Source organism: Gardnerella sp. DNF01204 (genome assembly GCF_049244145.1).
Taxonomy (GTDB): Bacteria; Actinomycetota; Actinomycetes; order Actinomycetales; family Bifidobacteriaceae; genus Bifidobacterium; species Bifidobacterium vaginale.
This window is the reverse complement of sequence record NZ_CP058379.1, coordinates 857636-881909: the sequence shown is the minus strand read 5'-3', so window position 1 is coordinate 881909 and position 24274 is coordinate 857636. Positions and strand designations below refer to the sequence as shown.

At 37.9% G+C, this 24274-nt stretch carries 28 protein-coding genes; 10 read left to right on the top strand and 18 right to left on the bottom strand.

The window, feature by feature from the left end; genetic code table 11:
* Positions 1-190: 190 nt before the first annotated feature.
* The 10 genes from HXT46_RS03440 (at position 191) to HXT46_RS03395 (ending at position 11686) form a co-directional block, all read left to right on the top strand.
* Entirely contained in the window at positions 191-961 is a 771-nt protein-coding gene (locus tag HXT46_RS03440; protein WP_421785620.1) for an amino acid ABC transporter ATP-binding protein, read from the top strand.
* A 55-nt stretch (positions 962-1016) separates the two neighbouring features.
* Positions 1017-1889 (top strand): glutamate ABC transporter substrate-binding protein, encoded by an 873-nt coding sequence (locus tag HXT46_RS03435; RefSeq protein ID WP_421785618.1) that lies wholly within the window; start codon positions 1017-1019, stop codon positions 1887-1889.
* Position 1890: 1 nt separating this feature from the next.
* Positions 1891-2568, top strand: coding sequence for an ABC transporter permease subunit (locus HXT46_RS03430; protein ID WP_004111612.1), 678 nt, complete (start codon positions 1891-1893; stop codon positions 2566-2568).
* A 5-nt stretch (positions 2569-2573) separates the two neighbouring features.
* Entirely contained in the window at positions 2574-3677 is a 1104-nt protein-coding gene (locus HXT46_RS03425) for an amino acid ABC transporter permease (RefSeq protein WP_004115083.1), read from the top strand.
* A 163-nt stretch (positions 3678-3840) separates the two neighbouring features.
* Entirely contained in the window at positions 3841-5268 is a 1428-nt protein-coding gene (locus tag HXT46_RS03420; protein WP_004115085.1) for a UTP--glucose-1-phosphate uridylyltransferase, read from the top strand.
* A 252-nt stretch (positions 5269-5520) separates the two neighbouring features.
* On the top strand, positions 5521-7446 hold the full coding sequence (locus HXT46_RS03415; RefSeq protein ID WP_004115086.1) for a helix-turn-helix transcriptional regulator: 1926 nt from the start codon (positions 5521-5523) through the stop codon (positions 7444-7446).
* Between the two features lies 1 nt (position 7447).
* Positions 7448-7813: a hypothetical protein gene (locus HXT46_RS03410; RefSeq protein WP_101887994.1), complete on the top strand. Its 366-nt coding sequence runs from the start codon at positions 7448-7450 to the stop codon at positions 7811-7813.
* Positions 7814-7867: 54 nt separating this feature from the next.
* On the top strand, positions 7868-10504 hold the full coding sequence (locus HXT46_RS03405; protein ID WP_421785615.1) for a DEAD/DEAH box helicase: 2637 nt from the start codon (positions 7868-7870) through the stop codon (positions 10502-10504).
* Positions 10505-10594: 90 nt separating this feature from the next.
* Positions 10595-10942, top strand: a complete 348-nt coding sequence (locus tag HXT46_RS03400) for an RNA polymerase-binding protein RbpA (RefSeq protein ID WP_004111625.1) — start codon at positions 10595-10597, stop codon at positions 10940-10942.
* A 45-nt stretch (positions 10943-10987) separates the two neighbouring features.
* Complete coding sequence (locus HXT46_RS03395) at positions 10988-11686, top strand: HAD hydrolase-like protein (RefSeq protein ID WP_004117864.1); 699 nt, start codon at positions 10988-10990, stop codon at positions 11684-11686.
* Positions 11687-11731: 45 nt separating this feature from the next.
* Here the strand turns inward: HXT46_RS03395 and HXT46_RS03390 are convergent, their stop codons facing one another.
* From HXT46_RS03390 to pyrH, 18 genes are all read right to left on the bottom strand, one after another.
* Positions 11732-12817, bottom strand: coding sequence for a protein rep (locus HXT46_RS03390; RefSeq protein WP_421785613.1), 1086 nt, complete (start codon positions 12815-12817; stop codon positions 11732-11734).
* 141 nt (positions 12818-12958) lie between these two features.
* Positions 12959-13657 carry a zonular occludens toxin domain-containing protein gene (locus HXT46_RS03385; RefSeq protein ID WP_018639282.1) on the bottom strand — a complete coding sequence of 233 codons (699 nt, stop codon included), beginning with the start codon at positions 13655-13657 and terminating at the stop codon, positions 12959-12961.
* Positions 13654-13944, bottom strand: a complete 291-nt coding sequence (locus HXT46_RS03380; protein WP_018639283.1) for a hypothetical protein — start codon at positions 13942-13944, stop codon at positions 13654-13656. The genes HXT46_RS03385 and HXT46_RS03380 overlap by 4 nt, the downstream gene beginning before the upstream one ends.
* Positions 13945-13946: 2 nt before the next feature.
* Positions 13947-14813, bottom strand: coding sequence for a hypothetical protein (locus HXT46_RS03375; RefSeq protein WP_248898749.1), 867 nt, complete (start codon positions 14811-14813; stop codon positions 13947-13949).
* 115 nt (positions 14814-14928) lie between these two features.
* Positions 14929-15303 (bottom strand): hypothetical protein, encoded by a 375-nt coding sequence (locus HXT46_RS03370; RefSeq protein WP_032840178.1) that lies wholly within the window; start codon positions 15301-15303, stop codon positions 14929-14931.
* 154 nt (positions 15304-15457) lie between these two features.
* The gene (locus tag HXT46_RS03365) at positions 15458-15661 is read right to left on the bottom strand and encodes a hypothetical protein (RefSeq protein WP_004130852.1); all 204 of its coding nucleotides are present in this window, start codon (positions 15659-15661) and stop codon (positions 15458-15460) included.
* Between the two features lie 14 nt (positions 15662-15675).
* Positions 15676-15840: a hypothetical protein gene (locus HXT46_RS03360; RefSeq protein ID WP_004130853.1), complete on the bottom strand. Its 165-nt coding sequence runs from the start codon at positions 15838-15840 to the stop codon at positions 15676-15678.
* Between the two features lie 166 nt (positions 15841-16006).
* Positions 16007-16531, bottom strand: a complete 525-nt coding sequence (locus HXT46_RS03355; protein WP_004115090.1) for a MerR family transcriptional regulator — start codon at positions 16529-16531, stop codon at positions 16007-16009.
* The gene (locus HXT46_RS03350) at positions 16531-16971 is read right to left on the bottom strand and encodes an FHA domain-containing protein (RefSeq protein ID WP_004111634.1); all 441 of its coding nucleotides are present in this window, start codon (positions 16969-16971) and stop codon (positions 16531-16533) included. The genes HXT46_RS03355 and HXT46_RS03350 overlap by 1 nt, the downstream gene beginning before the upstream one ends.
* A gap of 18 nt (positions 16972-16989) precedes the next feature.
* Positions 16990-17892, bottom strand: a complete 903-nt coding sequence (locus tag HXT46_RS03345) for a DUF881 domain-containing protein (protein WP_020759713.1) — start codon at positions 17890-17892, stop codon at positions 16990-16992.
* A gap of 1 nt (position 17893) precedes the next feature.
* Complete coding sequence (locus HXT46_RS03340; RefSeq protein WP_004111642.1) at positions 17894-18226, bottom strand: small basic family protein; 333 nt, start codon at positions 18224-18226, stop codon at positions 17894-17896.
* Between the two features lie 11 nt (positions 18227-18237).
* On the bottom strand, positions 18238-19269 hold the full coding sequence (locus HXT46_RS03335; RefSeq protein WP_004111644.1) for a DUF881 domain-containing protein: 1032 nt from the start codon (positions 19267-19269) through the stop codon (positions 18238-18240).
* 42 nt (positions 19270-19311) lie between these two features.
* Positions 19312-19914, bottom strand: a complete 603-nt coding sequence (locus HXT46_RS03330) for a CDP-alcohol phosphatidyltransferase family protein (protein WP_004111646.1) — start codon at positions 19912-19914, stop codon at positions 19312-19314.
* A gap of 101 nt (positions 19915-20015) precedes the next feature.
* Entirely contained in the window at positions 20016-20681 is a 666-nt protein-coding gene (gene rpe / locus HXT46_RS03325; RefSeq protein ID WP_174143102.1) for a ribulose-phosphate 3-epimerase, read from the bottom strand.
* A gap of 64 nt (positions 20682-20745) precedes the next feature.
* Positions 20746-21681, bottom strand: a complete 936-nt coding sequence (gene lgt / locus HXT46_RS03320) for a prolipoprotein diacylglyceryl transferase (protein WP_004111650.1) — start codon at positions 21679-21681, stop codon at positions 20746-20748.
* Positions 21682-21771: 90 nt separating this feature from the next.
* Complete coding sequence (locus HXT46_RS03315; RefSeq protein WP_004111652.1) at positions 21772-22812, bottom strand: phosphatidate cytidylyltransferase; 1041 nt, start codon at positions 22810-22812, stop codon at positions 21772-21774.
* Between the two features lie 34 nt (positions 22813-22846).
* Entirely contained in the window at positions 22847-23401 is a 555-nt protein-coding gene (gene frr, locus HXT46_RS03310) for a ribosome recycling factor (RefSeq protein ID WP_004111654.1), read from the bottom strand.
* Positions 23402-23503: 102 nt separating this feature from the next.
* A complete protein-coding gene (gene pyrH, locus HXT46_RS03305) occupies positions 23504-24253 on the bottom strand; it encodes a UMP kinase (protein ID WP_004111656.1) in 750 nt (249 codons plus the stop codon).
* Between the last annotated feature and the right edge of the window lie 21 nt (positions 24254-24274).

The following is a 24274-nucleotide window of genomic DNA, read 5'->3' as shown; positions in this document are numbered from 1 at the left end:
TTACAATTTAAATATTGCTAATAAATGCCGTTAAGTTGTGTGATTGTATTAGGAAATCCGAACTTAACGGCATTTTTAAACTAAAATTAACATTTTGGTATCATTTTTATTGTTTTCCGTAACTTTATAAGCGTTTAAAAGTAACTATTACGATAAACGCATGTAACAAAAGAACATTAGAATCCTTTTTATGTATACTAAATTAAACAACACAAAAAAAGTAGCACAGCCGTTGGTGGAACTTAGCCATGTTGAAAAACACTACGGTAAGCTTCACGTTTTAAAAGATATTAACTTGACTGTTAATAAAGGCGAAGTGCTTGTTATTATTGGACCTTCTGGTTCTGGCAAGTCAACAATGTGCAGGACGATTAATCGTCTTGAAACTATTGACTCTGGAGACATTCGCATTGATGGTAAGCCTCTTCCTCAAGAGGGAAAAGAACTTGCCGCATTGCGTGCAGAAGTAGGAATGGTGTTCCAGTCTTTTAATCTTTTTGCAAACAAGACGATTCTAGAAAACGTTACGCTTGCTCCTATTAAGGTTCGTCATATGGAGCAGCAAGAAGCAGAAAGTTTGGCAATGGATCTTCTTGCTAGAGTTGGTGTTGATAATCAAGCTAACAAAATGCCTTCTCAGCTTTCTGGAGGTCAGCAGCAGCGAGTGGCAATTGCTCGCGCGCTTGCAATGCATCCAAAGGTTATGCTTTTTGATGAGCCTACATCTGCGCTTGATCCAGAAATGGTTAACGAAGTTCTTGATGTTATGGTTGAGCTTGCAAAAGAAGGAATGACCATGATTTGCGTTACTCACGAGATGGGCTTTGCACGTAAAGCTGCAGACAAAATCGTGTTTATGGCAGATGGCAGAATTCTTGAGCAAAATACACCAGAAGAGTTCTTTGAAAATCCAAAGACAGACAGAGCAAAAGACTTCCTTTCAAAGATTTTGACTCATTAATTTGACTCGTTTTTAAATCATTAATAGCGATTTTTTAAATCTTTAAGAGGTAGTTATGAAATATTTACACAATATTGCGCTTAAGTGTAAGCGTTACAAACTGGGATTAAGACATACATATTGCGCAATTTTATCTATGATTTGCGCATTGTGCTGCGTTCTACCACTTAGCGCTTGCAGTCAAAATAGTCGCAACGATGTAATACGCATTGGCATTAAGTTTGATCAGCCTGGTCTTGGCTTTAAAAAGTCTGGAACTTACGTTGGTTTTGATGTAGACGTTGCAAAGTACGTTGCCAAAAAGTTGGGTTACTCCGAAGATAGGATTGTTTGGAAGGAATCGCCTTCAAAACAGCGTGAAGCAATGCTTCAAAATGGCGATGTAGATATGATTGTTGCAACATATTCCATAACAGATGCTAGAAAAAACACTGTTTCTTTTGCTGGACCATACTTTATTGCAGGTCAAGATTTATTAGTTCGCAAAGACGAGCATAAAGTAAGCGGTCCAGACGATTTAGACGGAAAGCGTTTATGCTCAGTAACTGGTTCTACGTCTGCAATAGTTATTAAAGAGAAGTACTCTTCAAAAGTTCAACTTATGCAACAGCCTGGCTATGCAGAATGTGCAACAGCATTATTCTCTGGAATCGTAGACGCTGTTACAACAGACGATATTATTCTCGCTGGTCTTGCTACAGCATCTAGAGGCAGACTAAAGCTTGTTAGTAAGCCATTTACTGAAGAGCACTATGGCATTGGCATTAAAAAAGGAAACACGAAGCTAGCTAAGCGCATTAATAATGCTCTTAAAGACATGATTAAAAATGGTTCATGGAAAAGAGCTTTAGACGATAACATGCGCGGAACTGGTTTTAAGCCAAACGCAAAGTATAATCCGCCAGTACCAAATGAGGGGGAGGAGTAAAATGCAAGACTTTGTGCAATTATTTACTTCATACAATATTCCAGGAGCATTCTTGGTGAATATTGAAATCACATTGTGGAGCGTGCTTTTTTCAACGATTCTTGGTGTGATTCTAGTTATGATGAGGATTTGCCCAATTCATTCGCTTCGAATTATTGCAAGCGCATACGTTGAGTTCTTTAAGAATATGCCTCTAACAATAATCATGGTATTTATGGTTCTTGGCGTGTATGCTCAGCTAAAGCTCGGTTTTTCAACTGTTTTTAGCGTAAACTTCTTCTGGCTTGCAATTGCTGGCTTGAGTTTCTACACTGCAGCTTTTGTTTGCGAATCCTTAAGATCTGGTTTAAATACCGTACCTTTGGGTCAGGCAGAAGCATGTAGAGCGCTTGGACTTAACTTCTTCCAATCGGCTTTTAATGTGATTTTGCCTCAAACATTTTGCGGATCTGTAGCACCTCTTGGAAACACTTTTATTGCGTTGCTTAAAAATTCCACTGTTGCTGCAGCTGCATCTGTTGCAACTGAAACATCTACTCTTATGAGTGAGATGATTGAAAGGCATGCAGATTTGATTGTTCCAATCTTTTTGATTTTTGCGTGCGGATACATTGTGTTGATTATTCCAATCGGTATTTTCACAACTTATTTGTCTAATAAGCTTGCGGTTAGAAGGTGATGAAAATGGCAAAAAAACAAGAAAAATCTCTGTTATTTGATGCGCCTGGGCCTAAGGCTTTAAAAAAGATTCGCATTGCAAATATTGTTGCGTGCGTTGTGTTTGCACTTATTGTTATTGCTTTGCTTTTAAGACTTAGCAATCCTCCCGAAGGCGAAAATCAGCTTTCGTGGGATTTGTGGAATCCAGCTGTGGAATCGGAAGCGTGGACTGATTTTTATCTTCCAGGATTGTGGATGACTCTTAAAGCTTCACTTCTTGCCGTTGTGGGATCGATAGTTTTTGGACTTTTATTTGGTCTTTTAAGACTATTGCCTAACCTGTTTCTTCGCAGCATTTCTGCCGTTGTAGTTGAGTTTTGCCGCGCTGTGCCAGTGCTTTTGCTTATGATCTTCCTTTGGAGAGGATTTGCGTTTGCTGGAATAAGTGGCGCGTCTTACTGGGCCGTTGTGTTGTCTTTGATTTTGTACAACGGTTCCGTGGTCGCAGAGCTAGTTCGATCTGGCGTTGGAAATCTTCCTAACGGTCAGCGTGAAGCGTCTTTAGCTCTTGGACTATCTCAATATCAGTCTTTAACACAAATCGAAATGCCACAAGCTATCATCGCAATGCTCCCAGCAGCAGTAACTCAGCTTGTTGTTGTGTTAAAAGATACTGCATTAGGTTCCATAATTATGTACACTGATTTGCTACAAGAATCTAGACGACTTGGATCAATGTACTTTAATATTTTGCAAACTTTGACTGTTGCTGCAGTTGTGTACTTCTTGATTTGCTGGGCGCTTTCTTGGTTTGCTGAATGGCTCCCATCAAAGCTTAGTAGCAGAACGGCAGCTCCGACTGAACCAGAACCTGTTGCGCCAATCGCAATTATGGATCCTTCTAACGTGAATCAGATTGCTGTTGCTAAGGAAGTTAAAGAGCTTCCGTACGGTGGAACTCCTAGAAAGTACCACGTGCATCACCGCGGTACAAACGCTTCTATTCACCATTGGCGTCGTACTCGTTACTTGCAAGGCTACGATGAGCATCATCTAGAAACTGGTGACGAGAATTTAGATGATAGTCAAAATACTAACCAAGATAAAAATAATAAAAAGCATGATTAATTCTAATTTTTAGATTAATTATGAATAATAGCGCAATGGGTTTGATTCCGCCTGTTGTGCTATTTTTTTGATTTTTAGTAATAAAATCCATTCACCTTGTTTGCAACATATAGATTGAATAGATAAACTATTAAACATAATGCATACAAGGAGGCTGTCTTAAATGGGCGACACTTTTGAATTGTCCGCTGCAAAGATGCGCGAACAAGGTATGAGTGAGATTGCGATTAATCAATTTGCGCATCTTTATGACTCGTGGATTAATGATAAGTCTGGTGAATTTATTCGCGAAAACACTGTAGAGCCTATTAAGAGTGTTCCAAATTTTCACGAAATTTATGAGACTATTGATCATGATAAAGCTGTAAACGCTTTTGCAAAAACAGCGTTTATTAAGCTTAATGGTGGTTTGGGAACGTCTATGGGATTGTCGTGCGCAAAATCTTTGTTGCCTGTCCGTAGGCACAAAGCTCGACAAATGCGATTTATAGATATAATAATCGGTCAGGTTCTTACAGCACGCCAACGCTTAGGTGTTGATTTACCTCTTATTTTTATGAACTCTTTCCGCACATCTAAAGATACATTACAAGTGCTGAAGCGTAATCGTAAATTTTCTCAAGAAAACATTCCTGTTGAAATTATTCAGCATCAAGAACCGAAATTGCTAGAGGAAACCTGTGAGCCAGTTTCTTATCCAGAAGATCCTGAGTTAGAGTGGTGTCCTCCAGGTCATGGAGATATTTTCTCTACAATTTGGGAATCAGGATTGTTAAACGTTTTGAAGAAAAATGGTATTGAATATTTATTTATTTCAAATTCAGATAATTTAGGCGCTAGACCTTCTCGTACTCTTGCTCAGCACTTTGAAAACACGGGTGCTTCAATAATGATTGAGGTTGCTAAGCGTACTCAAGCCGATCGTAAAGGTGGTCATATTGTTAGAGATCTCGAAACTGGAAGAATGATGCTTCGAGAAATGACTCAAGTTCATCCAGAAGATCGAAGAAGTGCTCAAAGTATTAAGAAACATCCCTATTTTAATACAAATAATATTTGGGTTCGCGTTGACGCATTACAAAAAAAGTTGGAAGAATACAATGGAGTTCTTCCTCTTCCTGTGATTTGCAATAGAAAAACTATTGATCCTACAAATGAAAAAAGCGAGAAAGTTATTCAGCTGGAAACTGCGATGGGTGCTGCAATTTCGCTTTTTAATGATGCTATTTGTGTAGAAGTAGATAGAATGAGATTCTTGCCTGTCAAGACAACTAATGATTTGTTTATAATGCGTTCAGACAGATTCCATCTTACTGATTCTTATGAGATGGAGGATGGCAACTACATATTCCCAGATATTGATCTCGATCCTCGTTATTATCGAAATATCAATGATTTCAACGAAAGATTCCCTTATTCGGTTCCTGCTTTAGCTGCTGCAAAGTCAGTTACTATTCGTGGTGATTGGACATTTGGTAATCAGGTTTCTATGTTCTCCGATGCTGTTTTAGAAGATACTGGAGAGCCAAGCTACGTTCCAAATGGGGAATTTGTTGGGCCTCAGGGTATTGAACCAGATGAATGGGTGTAAATAGCGTGTGAAATTTGAGAATTAAAAAATATTTATGGCGTGTCGCGCGTGAAATGGCTTGTTTTCAAGGGTTCTCTTACCCTTGAAAATAATAAAATAAGAAAAATCATGAGTTTTTTTAAAAATGTCCACACGTATAGCAAAACACCATTAAAATAGATAAAGTGTGTGTGGAGGATTTAGCGTCTTACATTAATCGCAGATTCTCTATGCATGGAAGGAAACTACAAAAGAAACGATACGTGAGGACCAATGGCAGAAGGAAGTAACGGAAGACGTCGTTTTTCCGATAAGTGGGGCAAACATGAGCTAGATGTGCTAGCGGTGTTGTCTTCCGCATTTCCACAATGGCTGACTTCGCGTCAGATTGCACAACGAGTTAAAGCTTATGCTGATTCATATGGAGAGCTTGCTGATCAGGCTGCTAAGGCAGCTTTTGCCAAGCAGTTCCAAAGGGATCGTGCAAAACTTGCGGCTATGGGAATTGCAATTGAGTCACGACAGCCAGAATATTCTTCCAAATCCGAAGGGCAAGATTTTGCATCTTATAGATTGCAGCTTGGCGATGAGCCAAGAGTTCGTATACGTTTCGAGCAAGAAGAACTTCCTGTTTTGGCTGCTGCCAATTATTTGGCTAGGTCTATGTCCATTTCTTCTTCTGAATCTCGTAAAGTTGAGCAACAGCATTCTTCTGCGTCTCGCACAGCTCCAAGAGTTCCTCAAACTCCTATACCTGGACTAGGTCTTGATTCTATCGCTCCAGGTTTAGGCACTCAGACAATTCCAGATGCATTAGTTAAGGTTATTGATTCACGTAGATTCGCCGCAACAGTTGATGTTGATGGCGAGCATTTGAATGTTGCTTATACTGATTCAGATGATTTAGCGATGTTTGTGCTTGAACATCCAGGTTCTTGTGTTGTAAGTCCACAAGAAGCAGTAGATGCATTCCATCGTAGACTTAATGCTGCAACGGAATTTGTGTCTTGCGATGAAGATTATGTTGAGCAAGACGATTTATCGCAAAATAGCTCTGACGATAATCAGGATTTGTCTGACTCTGAGCCAGACAAATCACGCCAAAAGAAAGCATCTTTCCAAACTGGCAGTGAGGTTGATCGCAGACTTCGATTAATGCTCTTCCTTTCTGCACATCTTGGTGAAGAGTTCCCATTGGATGAGCTTGCTGTTAGATTTATAGGAAAGCCAAAGAGTGAAGACGAACTTCGTAGATTTGTTGCTATTTTGCACAAAGATATCAATACTCTTACGACTGTATCTGATGATGGAGAGATGGCTGGTAGTCAGTTCTTCGATATTGATTGGTCTTTGCTAGAAGCTGAAGGAATTGTTTCTGCAACAAATTCATTAGGGCTTGAGCGTTTGGCTGGTGTTTCTCAACAGTATATGAGCATGTTGACCGCATCAGTTAATTATCTTGCTCATTCTCCGCTTCTTCCTGTTGAACAGAGAGACCAGGCTAAGGCTTTGTATATGCGTTTGCGTAGGCATGTGCGTCCAGGTGAAACTCCTTGGCTGAGCCTTACTGGTTATGAAGTAGAGCCTAGAAACTGTTCTATAGTTCGTAGCGCTATTAATGCTGGTGCTCTAATTGACATGGAGTATACAGACGGAGCAGGCAGAACTCGTAGGAAAGTTGTTGCACCTTCTAAGATTTTTGTTGATGAAGGCGTTTATTACGTTGCAGTTTGGACTGATGTTGAAAATCAGGCTCCAGAAGATAAACGTAGTCTAGTTGCGAAGGATACTTCTATCAATAAGGCAAATGGTTTGCCTAGAATTTGGCAAGTTCTTCGCGTTGCTCGCATTGAGCATGCAGAGGTAATTACGCCTGTTTGCCCTGTAGAAATTCCAGATGTTCCTATTAGCGAACTTCGTAAGTGGAGTTTTGACAATGGTACGCAAACATGCTTTATCACTGATGAACCTGATTTAAACTTCTTAAAGAGTCTTTCAGGTGCTACGGTTGAGCCTTGTGGGAGTGGGGTTAAAGTTCATTTGACTGTTTGCTCAGATTCTTGGTTTGTTGCTTTCTGTATTGCTCATGCCCGTCATATCAAAGCCGTTTCTCCAGAAACTTTGCGGACTATGATTATTGCTCGTGCTCAACGTGAATTGAGTGTTGATCATAGCGATTCTCCTATTGTGGAGAATTAAAATGCCGTGGTGGATTTGGATTATTATTACGCTTTTCATGCTTTGTATGATTGCATGCGGGACTGTTTTCGCTATTAGAAATGCTTTTAGGATTTTTGAAAATTCTTCAAGTTTTCTTGAAAAAGTTTCTTCTTGCTTTGAAAGACTTCAAGACAATAATGATTCTTTAGATAATGATACAAGCCTGCTATTCACTCGTCCTATAAAGGATGCAGCGCGTAGATACGAGCATACTCGAATTAAGGTTAATGAGCGTCATAATCGTATAAGAGAAACCCATAAGTCCATTTGGCAAAATTGGAATACAAAGTCGTTGCGTCAAGAAGATATTGATAATCCTATTTTTAAAGAGTCAAAAGAATCTTAGTGAATTGCGAACTTAAAATTATTTTGATTTAAGAAGAAAGAACTAAACTTTTTTATGTCTAAGACGTCATATCGCAAGAAAAAGAAAAATGATATTCTTGTTGATTCAAACGATTACAAGAATGATTCTGAAATTCCTTTATCTCCAGCTGAACGGTTTAATTTGTTTAAGCAAACTATTGAGCACTCTCGAACTATGGCTGCAAAATTTGAACAATCTTTAAGTTTTGATTTAGATGATTTTCAAGCAGAAGCAATTGATGCACTGGAAAATGGAGATAATGTTCTTGTGGCAGCTCCTACTGGAGCAGGTAAAACTGTTGTTGCTGATTTTGCTGTTTTTCTAGGCGTAAATCGTGGAGTTAAAACATTTTACACAACTCCTATTAAGGCTTTAAGTAATCAAAAATATCATGATTTCTGCGAAGTTTATGGAATAGATAGAGTTGGACTTTTAACTGGAGATACTTCGGTTAATCCAGAAGCTGATATTGTTGTTATGACTACAGAAGTTTTACGCAATATGCTTTATGAACGTTCAATTACTCTTAAATCTCTTGGATTTGTTGTTTTAGATGAGGTTCATTATCTTGCAGATAAGTTCAGGGGCGCTGTGTGGGAAGAAGTTATTATTCATCTTCCTAAGAGCGTTAAGATTATTGGTCTTTCTGCAACTGTTTCTAATGTGGAAGATTTTAGTGCATGGATTTCTTCTGTGCGCGGAGAAACACATTTGGTTGTAGATGAGCATCGTCCTGTTCCACTTGAAAGACATGTTATTATCCAAAAGGATGGACGCACAGAGCCTGAATTACTTAACTTATATGATGTTGATAAAAATGGTAATAGCACCAATCATGTAAATCTTGCCTTAACAAGAAAAATCACTCAATGGGAGAATGCTTCTTTACGCCGTAAAGCATCTTATCGTAATACGAATAAACGTTTTAGAAAAGGCAAGTTTTCTAACAAATATGATAATTCATCTAAAAGTAATAGGGGAGAAGTTGCTGTTAGACACACACCTAAAAGGTGGGCTGTTATAGATGAGCTTGATTACCTTGATATGCTCCCAGGAATATATTTTATTTTTTCTCGTTCAGGATGCGATCAGGCTGTTCAACAATGTTTAAACGCTGGATTATCTCTTACTAGCGATGAAGAAATGTATGAAATCCGCAGAATAGTTGATTCTATGATTGCGGAAAATAAGCTAAGCAAAAGCGATTTAAAGGCACTTAGATTTGAGCGTTTTAGGTATGCTCTTGAACAAGGTTTTGCAGCTCATCACGCTGGTATGATTGCTATTTTTCGCCATATTGTAGAAGCGCTTTTTGAGCGCGGTCTTATTAAGGTTATTTTTGCTACAGAAACTCTTGCTTTAGGTTTAAATATGCCTGCGAGAAGTGTTGTTGTTGAAAAACTCGTTAAATTTGATGGTACAGGTCACGTTCCGCTAACTCCTGGTGAGTTCACACAACTTACTGGTCGCGCTGGCAGACGTGGTATAGATGATATTGGTCATGCAGTGTTAATTGACAATCCTGATTTTGATCCTTCTAAGGCTGCATCATTGTCTAGTAAACGTGTGTATCCTCTTCATTCTAGCTTTGTTCCTACATTCAACATGGCTGTTAATCTCCTAAATAATAGTGATGTTAAAACTGCTCGCATAACTCTAAGCAGTTCTTTTGCTCAATGGGAAGCCAATGCTTCTGCTCAAAGGCTTTTAAGTCGTATTGAGGATCTTAAAGAAGCTATTAACGGCTACGAACAAGCATTTCATTGCACTCAAGGTGATTTTGCTGAGTTTATGACTCTTAGAATGCGTCTTAAAGATGCTCAACATGATCAGCGCAGAAAACTTAAGCACACAATATTTGCTAGTGAAGTTGAACGTGCTAAAGCTTTTAAAGAATTAGATAAAACTATCGATACCTTACGCAACGAGGAGCGTAACCATCCTTGTGCAGGATGCCCAGATATTCAAGAACATTTACACTGGGGTTATTATTGGGCTCGAGAAATGCGTGAACTAAAACAAGTTAAGGATCGCTATAATTCTCGCACTGGCTCAGTTGCAAGATGTTTCGATAGTATTTGTGAAGTACTTTGTAGATTAGATTATTTAAAAAATACGAACGATGCTTTAGTGTTAACAGACAAGGGTCAGTTGCTTCGTAGACTTTACAACGAGCTTGATGTTGTTTTTGCTCAATCAATTTGTGAAGGAATTTTTAATAATCTAACTCCTATTCAATTATTGTCTTGTTTATCTGCATTAGTGTATGAATCTAGGGGTCCTGCTGGGGGAGAGCCGCGTAGGTATCCTGGAGGATTAAATGCGCCTGTATTCAATACAGTTTTAAAGATGAAAGAATTATTTATTCGTATAAGTGATATGTGCTTGAATAATCATCTTGATGCTTTAAGACCTCTTGATTTTGGTGCAATCGATATGATTTATGATTGGGCTCAAGGTGCTGATTTACTCGACATATTGCAAAATACTGACATAACTGGTGGTGATTTTGTCAGATTTGCAAAAAGACTTATTGACTTACTTAATCAACTTGCTGTTGCTAGCGAATATTTGAAAATATTGCCTAACGTAGATGATTCTTTAGCTCACAATGCTTATGAAGCAGCTAAACTTATTAATCGCGGGGTAGTTGCTTATTGTGATGTTTGATATGTTATTGATATACCATGGTATACCTTTGTGTATCGTCCGTGCAATTCGCTAGCTTTATAATGAAAACAAAAAGGAGAATAATATATTATGGCAGAGCGCAGTTTACGTGGAATGAGCATTGGAGCTAAATCATTGGAATCCGACGATAATGTTGATTTCGCTGCTCGTAACGATGTTGCATATGTGTGCCCTAAGGGTCACAGAACGATTCTTCCATTTGCTCAAGGTGCCGAGATCCCTGAAGAGTGGGAATGCCGTTGTGGTGCATTAGCACATAAGGAAGGCGATGCAGACAGACCAGATGATGATTTTAATAAGCCAGCTCGTACGCATTGGGATATGCTTTTAGAGCGTAGAAGTGAAGAAGAGCTTAAAGCTTTACTTGATAAGCGTTTAAAGATGCATCATGAGGGTTGGATTCCTGATTACGAGTGAGAATTATTTTTACAAACAAAACACTTCTAAGGGAAATAAGCTGTCATGAAAGTTGTTCTTCTTGATTTAGATGGTACTTTAACACAATCGCATGCTGGTATTATTGCGTGCGCTAAAAAAGCGATGTCTGATCTTGGTATGCAGATACCTGATGATACTGAAATGTTGCGTTTTGTTGGACCGTCTATACTTGAATCTTTTCAGAGGAATCATATGCCTAAAGAATTGCAATCTGAAGGCGTTAAATTGTATAGGAAATATTATTCCGAAGTTGCAACTTTTATAGATCCTGATAATCCAAATGGCGATATGATTACTGGGAATTTTTTGAACAAAGTTTATGATGGCATTCCTGAACAGCTTAAGTTGCTACGAAAGTCTGGTTATTATCTTGCTACTGCATCTTGCAAGCCTGAATATCAAGTTAAACCAATTTGTGATCATTTTGGATTGACAAACTTGATTGATGGTATTTATGGTGCTAGCAAAGATATGTCTAGGATTAATAAAGATCAAGTTATTCGCTATGTTTTTGAAAATATTGGATTCAATCCTTTACGGGATCGTGCTTTAATGGTTGGCGACCGTTGGACGGATGTTGATGGCGCTTTAGCATGCGATATTGATTGTTTGGGTTGCTCTTGGGGTTATGCCGAGCCTGGTGAGCTTAAAACTCACGGAGCATATCGTATTATCGACAGTGTTTCTGATTTGAATAATGCCATTAACGAGTATTTTGAATAATTTTGAAATATTATTTGTTTTTCGTGCTAAAAAATATATGAGTATTTATCCGATAATGTCTCTTACGTCATCTGTAGACTCAACAAAAGCGAGTAATTGGGGAGCTGTACCGTCTTCGCGTATGACTTCCCAATCGTCTTTTGAGATGAAGAAAAGTGTATCACGATCACTGCGCTGTTCTAAGATTTGTTCGTCGTCTAAATCTTCTAGTGGTAGCATGTCAAAAAGACCGTGTGAAAAATGCATTTGTCGTTTGTAATGACTAGCTTTCTCATACTCACGAAAAATAGCTATATCTTGCTTGTTTTGAAAGTTGTCTTCTTGAATATCAGCAAGTATCTGAAACGGAGTGCGAGAAGACTTAACGCGAGCGTTTTTGAAGTTACCTAAAGTTAATTCTTTAGCAATATCTCCGTGAACTTTGCTGACATATTTGGCGACTATGCGTTCTGTGCCGTCTTTGCAAATTTGCCAATCCATGCCACCAGACGCAGCGATAAAGTCACCACCGAATTTTTGAAGAAATAAACCAAACTTAGCTGCAATATAATCGCGAATAGTGTCACCACGTTTATTACAGTGATAACCTTCAAAAGTTCGAGTAGTTATAAAAAGAATATGAAAATGAACATGCCAACCATTGTCACCATAAGTAACTTCTGTAGCTTTTACAGAACCAACGACAATATTATTACGAAAATTCATAAAGCCAGACATAGATTGCAAGCGAGCATATGCAGCACTGATATTTTTCCATAAATCAGCAAGATTATCGCCTTTATGATGACGTTGAGTCAATGTCAATAAGCTCACTACGTAGTTATTGCGCTTAGCCCAGTCAACCAAAACTTTTAGTTGTTCAACACGATAATGTGAAATTTTTGCAGAGCAAACAGGACAACACCAAACATTCGAACACGTCGAAAGACCACCGAATGTGGCAGACCCGTCTGATCTTACTTTTTGAACCGCAGCAGCATGATTAATAACATGCCCACAATCTTTCAACGTATGCTTAGAAGCAATTTTCTGCATTGTAGAGCGTAAAGACCAGAGCATATTGAAAGCTTTTTCCGAATTACCAAGAGCTTGGCGAAGCTTGTGAGACTTGATATTGATATTTACTGTCATTTCAATTATCCTTAAAGAGAAATTGTATTGATTATGCTATTATAAAAAAATTATGATAATACTGCAACCAATGGTTGCAGTATTATTTTGCCGTCTCGAACTGCGCACAGTACTGTGCGAACAGTTCGGACGGTCTGATTTTTACGCACGGAGAAGTGCGTGTTTGGGAAGGTTGATTTGAATTGCGGATGACGACGAGTCCGTAGAGCGTGTAGAAGTGTGTGAGTATTCGTCATTGCGTGCGATACGCTGGTATGTGTCATAGAGTGAAGTTTCTCGTTTTGTCATATGAAAAACATACGTATACAATTTTTTAGCTACATATGCGCCTTGTAATTTATCATAAGAAAGTGTTTCACCATCTGATACATCATTAACGATAATAGTACGTAATAAGCTATGGCAATTAACAATTGTTTTTACCTGTTTACGTAAACTAATGTCGAGTTCTTCCCATATTTGTGAGGACATAACAATATGGAAACGATTTTTACGTTGTTGAGAGATCGCAGCAAGAAAATCAAGACTAATACCACGTTTCTTATTAAAAAATAGATGCGCTTCATCAAGAAGAAGTAATAACCCTTTATCACCAACGGTCATATTAAGAATGTTTTCTAATTCATCATTCGTAAAAAACAGATTTACACGTGGATGATTAATAATAATATTACTATAGCATATGCAATCCGGATAATCTTTTAAAATTTTAAGCGCATAATGTACCATACTAAGAGTTTTACCAGATCCTTGAAAACCCTTATACACGCGCGTTCCTGTAGGAAAACCTGTAAAAGCTTTAGGTGACTTATGCCTAAAAGACTCAAAATCTATTTTCATTGAAATATCTCCAAAACCCAACTAGCCGCAAGATTAACTAAATACGCCACATACACAGTAAACTTAAAAACAATTAAAGAAGAAATAAAAAGTATTGTCCAAACAAGCGGTGGCGCAAAACGATGAAGAAACCAAAAAGCAATACTAAAAGCATCAATAACAAGCGAAACATCAGGAAACGGAATAATAGAAAATAATTTAAACAAACCAGCAAGAAGAACACCAAGTGCCACAAAAATAGCAGTAATAACAGCAGTACGAATACCAACACGAACAAAATCAAGCATACCTACACTCCTAAGAAATCAAAAACCATACTCAAAGACATAGAACGCTCACGCCAAGCACGCACAAGCTCAGGCATTAGACGAAGCAATTTAGCAAAACAACGTAAAGAAATATAAAAAAGGGGGAGAGCTTCTAACGCAATAAGCCATGCAGGAGGAGCAGGAATAGCATCAAAATCAAAATCCAATTTTACACCATTATATGATGCACTAATATTAGGAGGTTTAGGAGATGTAGTAAAAAGATTCGTAAAAAGCGAAGAAAGCTTACTAACATTATTTTCAGCTTTTGTATCATTATCACTCTTCTTAGAAAACTCATTTTTCTTTTTTTCTGCATCAGCATTAGCTTGCTGTTCTTTTTTCTTCTGTTCTTCTCGATCACGCTCCTGATCTTTCAACAACTTTTCTAACTTATGTAATTCAGTTAAAACTTTACCAGTGCGTATATCTTGATAATCATTAATTGAACGAAACCAAGTAAAAATACCATCAATTTTAGAACGAATATCAGCAAGCGTATCATTCACATTAATGAGACGATTAGAAAGCGTAGAAAACCAATTATTAAACTGATCCAAATACGCCTTAATATCAGCAAGATTATCACCCCGAATACGAAAAGCAGTAATGAAATAATTAGCATCATTTTGAAGCTTAGCCACAGACGATAAAGCGCAAGAAGAAGAAAGACACTTAAAATACGCTGTCTTAGCAGCAACATCAAGCTGTAAAAGGGAAGAATAAGGATAATTCGATAAAGCACCCCACTTCACGCCAAACGAAGTATCAGAATTCAATTGATGAATCGAAACAGCAACAATATCACCAGCTTGCAAACCAACGGGATAAATAGCATCAATAGACATAATTTGTCCACGAGCTAAAGCAACCGCACCAGTACCTAAATTTGAAAGAGAACCATTAGAAACAGTAATGTTACCATTAATGGGCACGCTATCAACAGGAGTATTAATAGAAGCATTAGCGACGGTCGGAACGCAAACGACGAGGAAAAATAGGACGCACAATAAGCCAAACAATCGAACAAATAATCGTCGTACATAACAAAGCATCAGTAACGAGTTCTGCCGTAAAAAAATGAGTAGAGGGCTGCACTTGTACCGAATACGTCTCATAATTCTCACAAGGAGAACGACTATCATAGGTTTGCGCATACGAAGATAAAAACCACTCATCAGCACTTACACCAGCCTTAACATATACAGCATACTTACGTCTCGATGACCAATCACCAGCACGATAAGAAAACAAACGATTTGTATCAACAATACAAAACGAATCACCATAAACAGGCTTACTTAAACCTTTAGTATTACGAGAATCAACAAAACGCATTATGATCTATACAATAAATCAAAAATCCAGGAAAGGATAAGCCATGTACAAATAGCAGGAACGGCAAGCGGAACAAGCGTCTTTCCTAACTCAACAATAACATCATAAAAAGGTTGAAAATCATACATAGCTTATCCAATGACAACAATAAACGTTAAATATTAGCTTTACCTTTAGAAACGCCTTTAACCAATTTACGGATAATACGGTAACCAAAAGAAAAAACCACAACAAGACCAATAAGAGCACCCGCTGCAGTTAGCTCATTCCACATTGCTCCAGTATTCCAAGCAGTTTGAAACGAAGCAATCCAACCAGCCATACCAGAACCATCAGCTAAAATTTGTGCAGAATACATAATAAAACTCCTTACTAAATAACAACATTTTTAGAATCAAATAAATACTTAACTTCAAGAGGTTTCAAAAAAAGACGAGAAATCTCTTGACCAGCAACAATAACAGCAACATAATCATAAGGATTATTCGCCTTAGACGTTGCATGCACAAGTCGCAAAGTAGCATTAACATCAGTCATTTAATCACCCCCTTTCAATTATCTAGATTTTAGTTTTGGAACATCTTTAAGATTGAGATATAGTGTTAAACCACGAGAACTAAGCCAACGACGACAATATCCGATAATGTACGTTATGTCAGATTAGATATATTTTAGGGATAAAATATACAAATACATTAGAAATTTACTTAGATAATGCAGAGTCTAAATCAGCTTTAACCTGTTTAACAATACGACCAACAGCTATAGCAAAAACAGCTGTGCCACATTCAAGCATATCTCGCATATTTTCCTGATTACTATCGCATTCCACAACAGATTGACCATCGCAAATTATGGTCATATTTTCGAGATGCTTTACACTAAAACAATTTAAAAACACTATAGCAGTAGTCACATTAGTAAGATTTACTCCAGCGTCTAAAAGTCGCTTAGAAACCGCCATAATTGCAATGTCTTTAAATGAATATAAACGACGAGACCCAGAACCATGAGACGGATTAATAGAAGGCTCAATTATGTGTTTACGAGCCCAATAATCAAGTTGTCTATATGTAATACCAGCGATATTCATAGCAACGCTTCCACGGTATCCTGTGGAATACTCTTCATCATCCGAAAACGAAAACAGTTCCCCCTGCGTTGGCTGATGATCATGTTTTAAAGAATCAACCAACGCACTATCTTCAGGAGAGTTTTCAAAATTCATTATCGTTTAGTAACAGCGTCACATGTAAAGAACATTAATCGGAACTTGCCAATCATAATTTCGTCACCATTATGAAGAATAGCTTCATCAACACGGTTACGATTAACATACGTTCCATTTAGACTTCCAGCGTCAGCAATGCTAAAAACAGTACCATTTCTACGAAAAACAGCATGAGCTCTAGAGACAGTAGAATCGTCTAGCATAATATCAGCTCTAGAATCTCGTCCAACAGAAACGACGTCCTCATCTAGTAAATAACGCGATCCAGAAACTGCTCCACGTGTAGAAATAAGTAAAGCGGTACCAGGAAGCAGCTTTGCTATAGTATCTAAATCATCCTGCCTAAGAGGACGATCTGCATTAGAGTTTATTGGAATGGTAATAGCTGGCATACCAATAATGGTTGTTTCGCCAGCAGTAGGAATCGGTTCAGTCATAATTGCTATTTTACCTTCTTATTCGACCGGTTTTGCATATTGATACTGTTTTGGTTCGCGTGTCGAGCGAATTTCAACCTCTTCAGGCGTTGAAACATATACGGAAGCACCGAATTTGACTTTTAATCTAGACCCAACTCCCCCAGCAATATTTACGGCGTTTTGCAAATTCTGAGGCTCGCCAATAGCCTTAACAACATATGGAGGATTAATCTCAATTGCGTCACATAATAACCCATGCTTAGTGTCAGAAATATAGCTAGAAGTTACTATACGTATGTCGTTAACAGACATAACCTCCACTCCAGCATTACGAAGCTCTTCAAGCAGTTGAAACATTGTAGCAGCATCCACACGCTCTTTTTCTCCAGCAGTAATGTGAATAATTACTCCCTTACCAACAGCTGGAAGACGACCAGATATTAAACCACTCGTCTGAGAATTCTGCTTAGCAATCCTAGCAGCTTCCTCCTGTTTGTTAACAGATGCTTTTAAAGAATTAAGCTGGCTAGTTAACTCAAACTTTCGCTGCTCTAGATTTTGTATTTGCGAATTAGTTTCTGTAATTAAACGAGTAAGCTCATCCTCACTCATCGTCTGATATACAAGTGTACTTCTATTAACCTGAATCATATAAGCAAATCCAAGCAATGCACAAAGAAGCATAACAAGTAAGCCAGTTAAAATACTAGTACGCGTAATATGACCTTGCAATGAAGGCTTATTTTTTCGTTTAACAATCGGGAAAGAACCTGTTTGTGTACGATCACTTTCGCGATCTTTAGCATGCTGACGATGCAATTTTCTGACGATATTGTCAATATTTTTATCAATATTTTTGTCAACATTTTTATCAAAAGTATCGTCTAAATTGTCGTTCTTTATGCTATTTTTTGATGTATTAGAAAATGGGTGACGCATATCAGCCTCTAAATATAAAACGACGTATTGCAGAAACGTTAGAGAAGATTCGTATTCCTAATACAACAATAACAGCAGTTTGCAATTGTGCTCCAACTCCAAGTTGGTTTCCGAGTAAAACTAAAAGAGTAGCAGCAATAACATTCGAAAAGAATGAAATAACAAACACCTTATCAGAGAAACTACGCTCAAAATAAGCTCTAGCAGCTCCAAGCAGAGCATCCAAGGCTGCAAGAACCATAATTGGCAGATAAGGTTGAATAACTACTGGAATATCAGGATGTACAACAATCCCAATAAGCGCACCTAAAATCAATCCAAGAACAGCTGTCATAACCTATTTTCCTATCTCCTACTCAATAATTCTTTTGCAAAATTAATTTCACCAGTTCCCGCAGCAGAAAGTTTAAGCGTATTTGACTTAGAAATTTGCGGATTAATACCTGCGTCGCTAAGAGAAACAAACCACGGAGAACGCTTTTGAGAATTTAACTTTTCAATAAGACTAGAACTGTCTCCAATAGCCTCAATCATATAAGGGCTTTGAGTCTGATTAACACCTATAAGAATAGTTGACCCAGCAGTACGGATGGACGTTTGAGCGCCAATTCTATGACCATTTATTGATATTGCTTCTGCGCCTGCATCCCAAAGAATGGAAACAAAAATCTGAATATCTCTATCTGTAACAACCCTAATTCTTTCTCCTTTAGCCATTTCTCTAGGAATGTTGCCGCTAGAGACGTCATTGTTTGTAGAAATAGGATTAGCAATAGTTAAAACAATTCCAGACCCTACAACGCCATGTGTACCATTCGTCATATTGTCAGATTTATCAACTTGATTTTCATAAGGAGTATTAATTCTTTTTGACTCACGATCTACACTAGCCCGCAATCTAGTTACATCTTTAACAAGATTGTCAAAACGGCTTGCGTGAGAAGTAAGCTCGTTAGCTAACGATAAACGTATGGCTTTACGAGAATCCGTATGCAATTTTCGCACAAATTGGCTTCCCACAGTACCAAGAGCAACACAAATAATAAAAACAATTATTCTAGTAATCCAGAGATTAATCTTACTAACATTCTGCTTATTAAGACGGGAATCCATAAAAAGAGGATCCACTGGTCTATTGCTTAAATCGTCAATTAAGCGTAATGAATAGTCTTCAATACGACGTCTTTTTTCATTATGGTTAGAAAAGTTATAACTTGAATTAGTCACATGATGAGGACCAAGAGCAAATACAGATTTGGAAAAAACTGCTCTGCGTTTTGAAAATAAGATAACGGTTGGAGCAGGAAAAGACTCTGGAATAACACTATTATCAGTGTTATTCACATCATGATTTAGATTAGAAGTCTTTTGCACCATAATATGTCCGTTATTTAAACCAGTTTATAATACTTATAATCCTTATTTAAACTTTTTTATTAATAGCTTATAGGCTTGAATGCAATACAATACTCCAGCAAACCAGTAAAGTGTTATTCCCCAAATTGCACAAGCTATCGCTGCAGCATACAAAATAAGCATTGGTTCAGTAGCAACAGCATAAACAATCATAAATAATACGATAGCAATCATCAATAATGCTGTTCCAGTTTTACCCATGAAATTCACTGGTAAAGGTCCATAATCATATTGTGCAAGAATAACAATCAAAATAGCCATTACTATGTCTCGCAAAACAACAAGAGCCAACGCCCACCAAGGTATAATCTTGGCAAACGCTAAAGCTAAAATGCTGCATGCTATTAAAAGCCTATCTGCAACAGGATCTAAAATCTGCCCTAATTTGCTAACCTGATTAAAAGTTCTAGCAATATAACCATCAACACAATCTGAAAAAGCAGATATAGCAAGAATGATTAGAGCAACCCCCATTTTATTTTGCGCAATTAAAATGGCAAGATATGGTATAGAACATATACGCAGAAAACTAATCACATTAGGTACAGTAAAAACTCGATCAAGTGCTTCAGGACTGTACTCCTGATTAGAAATGAACTTAACCATACCTATTTCCTTAAAAACAATTTAAAAGACTTACCAATTGTATTCTATTTTGCATATATAAAATATTGGGGCATTATTCTAAAAATGCCCCAATAAAAGTTTTATGCTCGCCAAGCCTCTTGCGCAATATTACGAATAGAATCAATAGCAGCTGATGGATTTTCAGCTCCATAAACAGCAGATCCTGCAACCAGCACATCAGCACCAGCTTCTGCGACTATAGCAGCTGTAGAAGGGCTTACTCCACCATCAACCTGAATATGAGTATTCAATCCACGACGAGTAATTTCATCACGTAAACGACGAACCTTACCCATTTGATTGCTCAAGAACTTTTGTCCACCAAAACCAGGCTCAACAGTCATAATAAGAATCATATCGAATTCATCAAGAATATCGAAAATAGGTTCAACTGGCTCAGCTGGGCGGACTGCAAAACAAGCTTTGCAACCCATGTCTCTAAGCTGACGAGCAAGACGAACAGGCGCATGAGTGGCACCCATATGGAAGCTCACAGAATCAGCACCAAGTTTTGCGTACTCTGGAGCCCAACGATCAGGATCCTCAATCATCAAATGAACATCTACAGGAAGACTAGTAACTTCGCAAATGCGTTTTACAATCGGCTCCCCTAAAGTTAAATTCGGTACAAAATGATGATCCATAACATCAACATGAACAAGATCAGCATTTGAAATTGCTATAAGATCTCTTTCAAGATTGCAAAAATCTGCAGAAAGAATGCTAGGTGCTATTTGTATATTCATGTGTTCCATTCTAAGAAAAGCAAGCGACTAGAAAAACAAAATATCTATATTATTTAAGAATATTTTAAGATAATCTTTTTGTTTTAATATTTGAATTAGATTGAGATTCACGCTCACGTTCATCTGCAGTTATATCAATAAGACGATTCACAAGATCTGTTCGTGACTTGTGGGTATTTTGCAAAATCATAAAAACAATAATTGAAATAATAAATACAACTATAGAAACCCATACGTTAATTCTTATTCCAAGAAAAGTATGTGAAAAATCAATCCTTAAAGACTCAATCCACATTCTTCCTGCCGTATACCACATTACGTAAAGAACAAACTCAGATCCAGATTTAAGTTTTCTCTTAAGAACTTTGCCGAAAGAAATAAGCAAGGCTGCGCCTGCAAAATTCCAAATCATTTCATATAAGAAAGTAGGGTGAAACAGAGTACCCTCTGGGCATGTGAGACCATCGTAGCAACTTTCACTGTGTCCTATAGCATTTGCAGCAGAATAATTAAGTTTTAGGCCCCATGGCAAAGTAGTTGGAGCACCATAAAGTTCTTGGTTAAACCAATTACCTAACCGCCCTATACCTTGTGCAATAAGCAAGCTAGGTGCAGCTGCATCTGCAAGCAAGCTTATTGGATATTTTTTATAGGTACACAGTGCGCTTGCAGCAATAGATCCTAGGATTACTCCTCCCCAGATTCCTAAACCACCATTCCAAATTCTAAATATCTCCAACAAATCTCCCTTAGGTCCAAAGAACTTTTCGGGAGTGGTAATAACATGATAAAGACGTGCTCCAACTATTCCTGACGGAAGACTAACCAGTGCAACATCTAATATCTGATTAAAATCTCCGCCTTCTCGTTTCCATCTACGAGTGGTAATCCACATTGCAACAAGTGCACCAGCAAGAATTGATAAAGCATAAAATCTTAACGTTATAGGTCCTAATGTAATCTGAGAAATACTAGGACTAGGAATAGAACAAATCGTCATAAATCCTCATGTTAGTAGAAAACCATGACGGTTACTTGTAATGTTTTTATGACAAAACAAACGATTAATATCTAAAATATTACCTATAAATTAGAACCCTACAACCTTAATCAATGCCATAAGAACAGGCGCACAAAGCAAAATAGAATCCACTCTATCTAAAACTCCACCGTGACCTTTAAGCAAATGCCCCATATCCTTAATGCCAATATCCCTTTTAAGCATTGAAGCACATAAATCACCAAAGGTACCAACCATGCCTGATGCAACACCCATTATTGCTGGCATCCACCAGAATTTTATCCAAGAAGATCCATAGAAGCCAGATATGATAGCGTAAGCACCTATCAAAGCAAAAAGCATTGACCCTAAAAGACCCTCTATTGATTTCTTAGGAGAAATACGAGGAGAGAGCTTATGCTTACCAAGCCACGCACCAGCAAACAAACCACCAGTGTCACTTAAAGCTGGTAGAAACACAAGCAGCATCGCATGCGCTATAGCATACTTAGTATTTGTTAAAGACAAAACAATGCATGAGGCAAGCAAAGGAATATACAATACAACAAACAATGAGACTGCCGTATTAGTGAAAGTATTTGCCTTTGCACTTTTAGATGATGTAGGATGCTGGAGCTTTTTTTCTACAGCGCGTAAAGTCCTTTGCGAAACAGTGCTATTCAATGTAGCAAAAACAACAGTTAAAAGCAATGATGCTGTTATGCCACTAGCCATAGCAACAGTATGCCATCTTGCATAAAAAGCAGAAAGAATAGTGATTACAGAACAAACAGACAATAACAGAAATGGAATCCTGAAACCTGCCGTAGCAAAATCTACATGCAACTCCCACAACGCGAGAACCATAAAAATGGTTAAAAGAATAACAAAAGTATCGATGCTAATTACAAGACAAGCAACAATCACAGCAACCAATAAAATCGCAGTCGCTATAGCCTGAGGCATATTTCTGCCAGTACGACGATTTATATCGTCTAAAGTATCATGGGTGCCGTTAATGGTCTTTTCATGTGAAGAATCAGATTTTGCCGACTTATTATTACCGACTAAATTGTTATTAGTTAACAAATCAGCTTTGTTAGACAATTCTCCAAGATTTTCTTGATTCATACGACACCCATTCAACCTAAAAGTTTCTGAAGAATCAGACCTCCATTATTTCCTTCTGCTTGCCATCAAGCAAAGCATCTAAGGAATCAGTTACTTGCTTCGTAACTTTATCAAGCTCTTTTTGTAAGCGCTCTCCTTCATCTTCGCCGATTTCACCATCTTTTACAGACTTATCAATATTCTCCTTGGTTTTACGGCGAATATTTCGAACAGCAACCTTACCTTCTTCAGCTTTTGTTTTAGCAAGTTTTACGTATTCTTTACGACGGTCTTCTGTAAGTTCTGGCATTGTAACACGAATTACATTTCCATCTCTATTAGGGCTTACTCCTAAATCTGAATCGCGAATAGCCTTTTCTACAGCATTAGCTTGCGAAGCATCAAAAGGAGTTACAGAAAGAGTGCGAGGCTCTGGAACACCAATAGAAGCAACAGCCTTAATAGGTGTTGGAGCACCATAATAGTCAACCATAATGCCATTAAGAAGAGCAGGATTAGCACGTCCAGTTCTAATACCCATGAAGTTCTCTTTAGTAGCTTCCACAGACTTGTTCATCTGTTCAAGAGCCTGATCGATAATCGCTGGCATGTATTCTCCTTTATCGGTATGTGCCAATTTTAAAATTTATTATTTAACTATCTATTCATGTTTATTAAATTTTAAATATTCAAATTATGAATATTCGCATATTTAAGCAAATGTAGGTTCAGCATCCGAAACTAAAGTTCCGATTTCCTCACCAACCAGTGCTCTAGTGACGTTTCCTTCACCCTCTAATCCGAATACGCGAATCTTCTGCTTGTTATCTCTAGCCATAGATAGTGCAGAAGCATCCATAACAGCAAGACCATCGACAAGAGCACGTTGATAATTTAACGTTACAAATTTCTTCGCGTTCTTATCTTTCCGTGGATCAGCGCTATAAACGCCATCTACACCATTCTTGCCCATCAAAACCTCATCGCAATGTATTTCCAAAGATCGCTGAATAGATACAGTGTCGGTTGAAAAATATGGCATTCCAGCACCAGCACCAAAAATAACTACACGACCCTTTTCAAGGTGTCGAATTGCCTTAAGTGGAATATAAGGTTCTGCAACTTGACCCATTGTTATAGCAGTTTGCACACGCGTTGCCTGCCCTGCTTGTTCAAGAAAATCTTGTAGAGCCAAGCAATTCATAACAGTACCGAGCATACCCATATAGTCACCACGGCTACGATCAATTCCAGCCTGCTGAAGTTCTGCTCCGCGGAAGAAGTTTCCGCCGCCAACAACAATTGCAACTTGCACGCCTTCATGCACTGCTTTTACAATTTCTCCAGCAATTCTACGAATAACATGAGTATCAATACCAACGGCTCCACCGCCAAATGCTTCTCCCGAGAGCTTCAATAAAACTCTACGAGACTTGCTTTCCCCCGCTTGTGCGATAGTCATAAAACTTTCCTCCAGTCATAA

Excerpts from the sequence above, each read along its gene's own strand:
- HXT46_RS03440 (WP_421785620.1), top strand. The coding sequence starts at position 191 with ATGTATACTAAATTAAACAACACAAAAAAAGTAGCACAGCCGTTGGTG.
- HXT46_RS03435 (WP_421785618.1), top strand. The coding sequence starts at position 1,017 with ATGAAATATTTACACAATATTGCGCTTAAGTGTAAGCGTTACAAACTG.
- HXT46_RS03430 (WP_004111612.1), top strand. The coding sequence starts at position 1,891 with ATGCAAGACTTTGTGCAATTATTTACTTCATACAATATTCCAGGAGCA.
- HXT46_RS03425 (WP_004115083.1), top strand. The coding sequence starts at position 2,574 with ATGGCAAAAAAACAAGAAAAATCTCTGTTATTTGATGCGCCTGGGCCT.
- HXT46_RS03420 (WP_004115085.1), top strand. The coding sequence starts at position 3,841 with ATGGGCGACACTTTTGAATTGTCCGCTGCAAAGATGCGCGAACAAGGT.
- HXT46_RS03415 (WP_004115086.1), top strand. The coding sequence starts at position 5,521 with ATGGCAGAAGGAAGTAACGGAAGACGTCGTTTTTCCGATAAGTGGGGC.
- HXT46_RS03410 (WP_101887994.1), top strand. The coding sequence starts at position 7,448 with ATGCCGTGGTGGATTTGGATTATTATTACGCTTTTCATGCTTTGTATG.
- HXT46_RS03405 (WP_421785615.1), top strand. The coding sequence starts at position 7,868 with ATGTCTAAGACGTCATATCGCAAGAAAAAGAAAAATGATATTCTTGTT.
- HXT46_RS03400 (WP_004111625.1), top strand. The coding sequence starts at position 10,595 with ATGGCAGAGCGCAGTTTACGTGGAATGAGCATTGGAGCTAAATCATTG.
- HXT46_RS03395 (WP_004117864.1), top strand. The coding sequence starts at position 10,988 with ATGAAAGTTGTTCTTCTTGATTTAGATGGTACTTTAACACAATCGCAT.
- HXT46_RS03390 (WP_421785613.1), bottom strand. The coding sequence starts at position 12,817 with ATGACAGTAAATATCAATATCAAGTCTCACAAGCTTCGCCAAGCTCTT.
- HXT46_RS03385 (WP_018639282.1), bottom strand. The coding sequence starts at position 13,657 with ATGAAAATAGATTTTGAGTCTTTTAGGCATAAGTCACCTAAAGCTTTT.
- HXT46_RS03380 (WP_018639283.1), bottom strand. The coding sequence starts at position 13,944 with ATGCTTGATTTTGTTCGTGTTGGTATTCGTACTGCTGTTATTACTGCT.
- HXT46_RS03375 (WP_248898749.1), bottom strand. The coding sequence starts at position 14,813 with ATGTCTATTGATGCTATTTATCCCGTTGGTTTGCAAGCTGGTGATATT.
- HXT46_RS03370 (WP_032840178.1), bottom strand. The coding sequence starts at position 15,303 with ATGCGTTTTGTTGATTCTCGTAATACTAAAGGTTTAAGTAAGCCTGTT.
- HXT46_RS03365 (WP_004130852.1), bottom strand. The coding sequence starts at position 15,661 with ATGTATTCTGCACAAATTTTAGCTGATGGTTCTGGTATGGCTGGTTGG.
- HXT46_RS03360 (WP_004130853.1), bottom strand. The coding sequence starts at position 15,840 with ATGACTGATGTTAATGCTACTTTGCGACTTGTGCATGCAACGTCTAAG.
- HXT46_RS03355 (WP_004115090.1), bottom strand. The coding sequence starts at position 16,531 with ATGAATTTTGAAAACTCTCCTGAAGATAGTGCGTTGGTTGATTCTTTA.
- HXT46_RS03350 (WP_004111634.1), bottom strand. The coding sequence starts at position 16,971 with ATGACTGAACCGATTCCTACTGCTGGCGAAACAACCATTATTGGTATG.
- HXT46_RS03345 (WP_020759713.1), bottom strand. The coding sequence starts at position 17,892 with ATGCGTCACCCATTTTCTAATACATCAAAAAATAGCATAAAGAACGAC.
- HXT46_RS03340 (WP_004111642.1), bottom strand. The coding sequence starts at position 18,226 with ATGACAGCTGTTCTTGGATTGATTTTAGGTGCGCTTATTGGGATTGTT.
- HXT46_RS03335 (WP_004111644.1), bottom strand. The coding sequence starts at position 19,269 with ATGGTGCAAAAGACTTCTAATCTAAATCATGATGTGAATAACACTGAT.
- HXT46_RS03330 (WP_004111646.1), bottom strand. The coding sequence starts at position 19,914 with ATGGTTAAGTTCATTTCTAATCAGGAGTACAGTCCTGAAGCACTTGAT.
- rpe (WP_174143102.1), bottom strand. The coding sequence starts at position 20,681 with ATGAATATACAAATAGCACCTAGCATTCTTTCTGCAGATTTTTGCAAT.
- lgt (WP_004111650.1), bottom strand. The coding sequence starts at position 21,681 with ATGACGATTTGTTCTATTCCTAGTCCTAGTATTTCTCAGATTACATTA.
- HXT46_RS03315 (WP_004111652.1), bottom strand. The coding sequence starts at position 22,812 with ATGAATCAAGAAAATCTTGGAGAATTGTCTAACAAAGCTGATTTGTTA.
- frr (WP_004111654.1), bottom strand. The coding sequence starts at position 23,401 with ATGCCAGCGATTATCGATCAGGCTCTTGAACAGATGAACAAGTCTGTG.
- pyrH (WP_004111656.1), bottom strand. The coding sequence starts at position 24,253 with ATGACTATCGCACAAGCGGGGGAAAGCAAGTCTCGTAGAGTTTTATTG.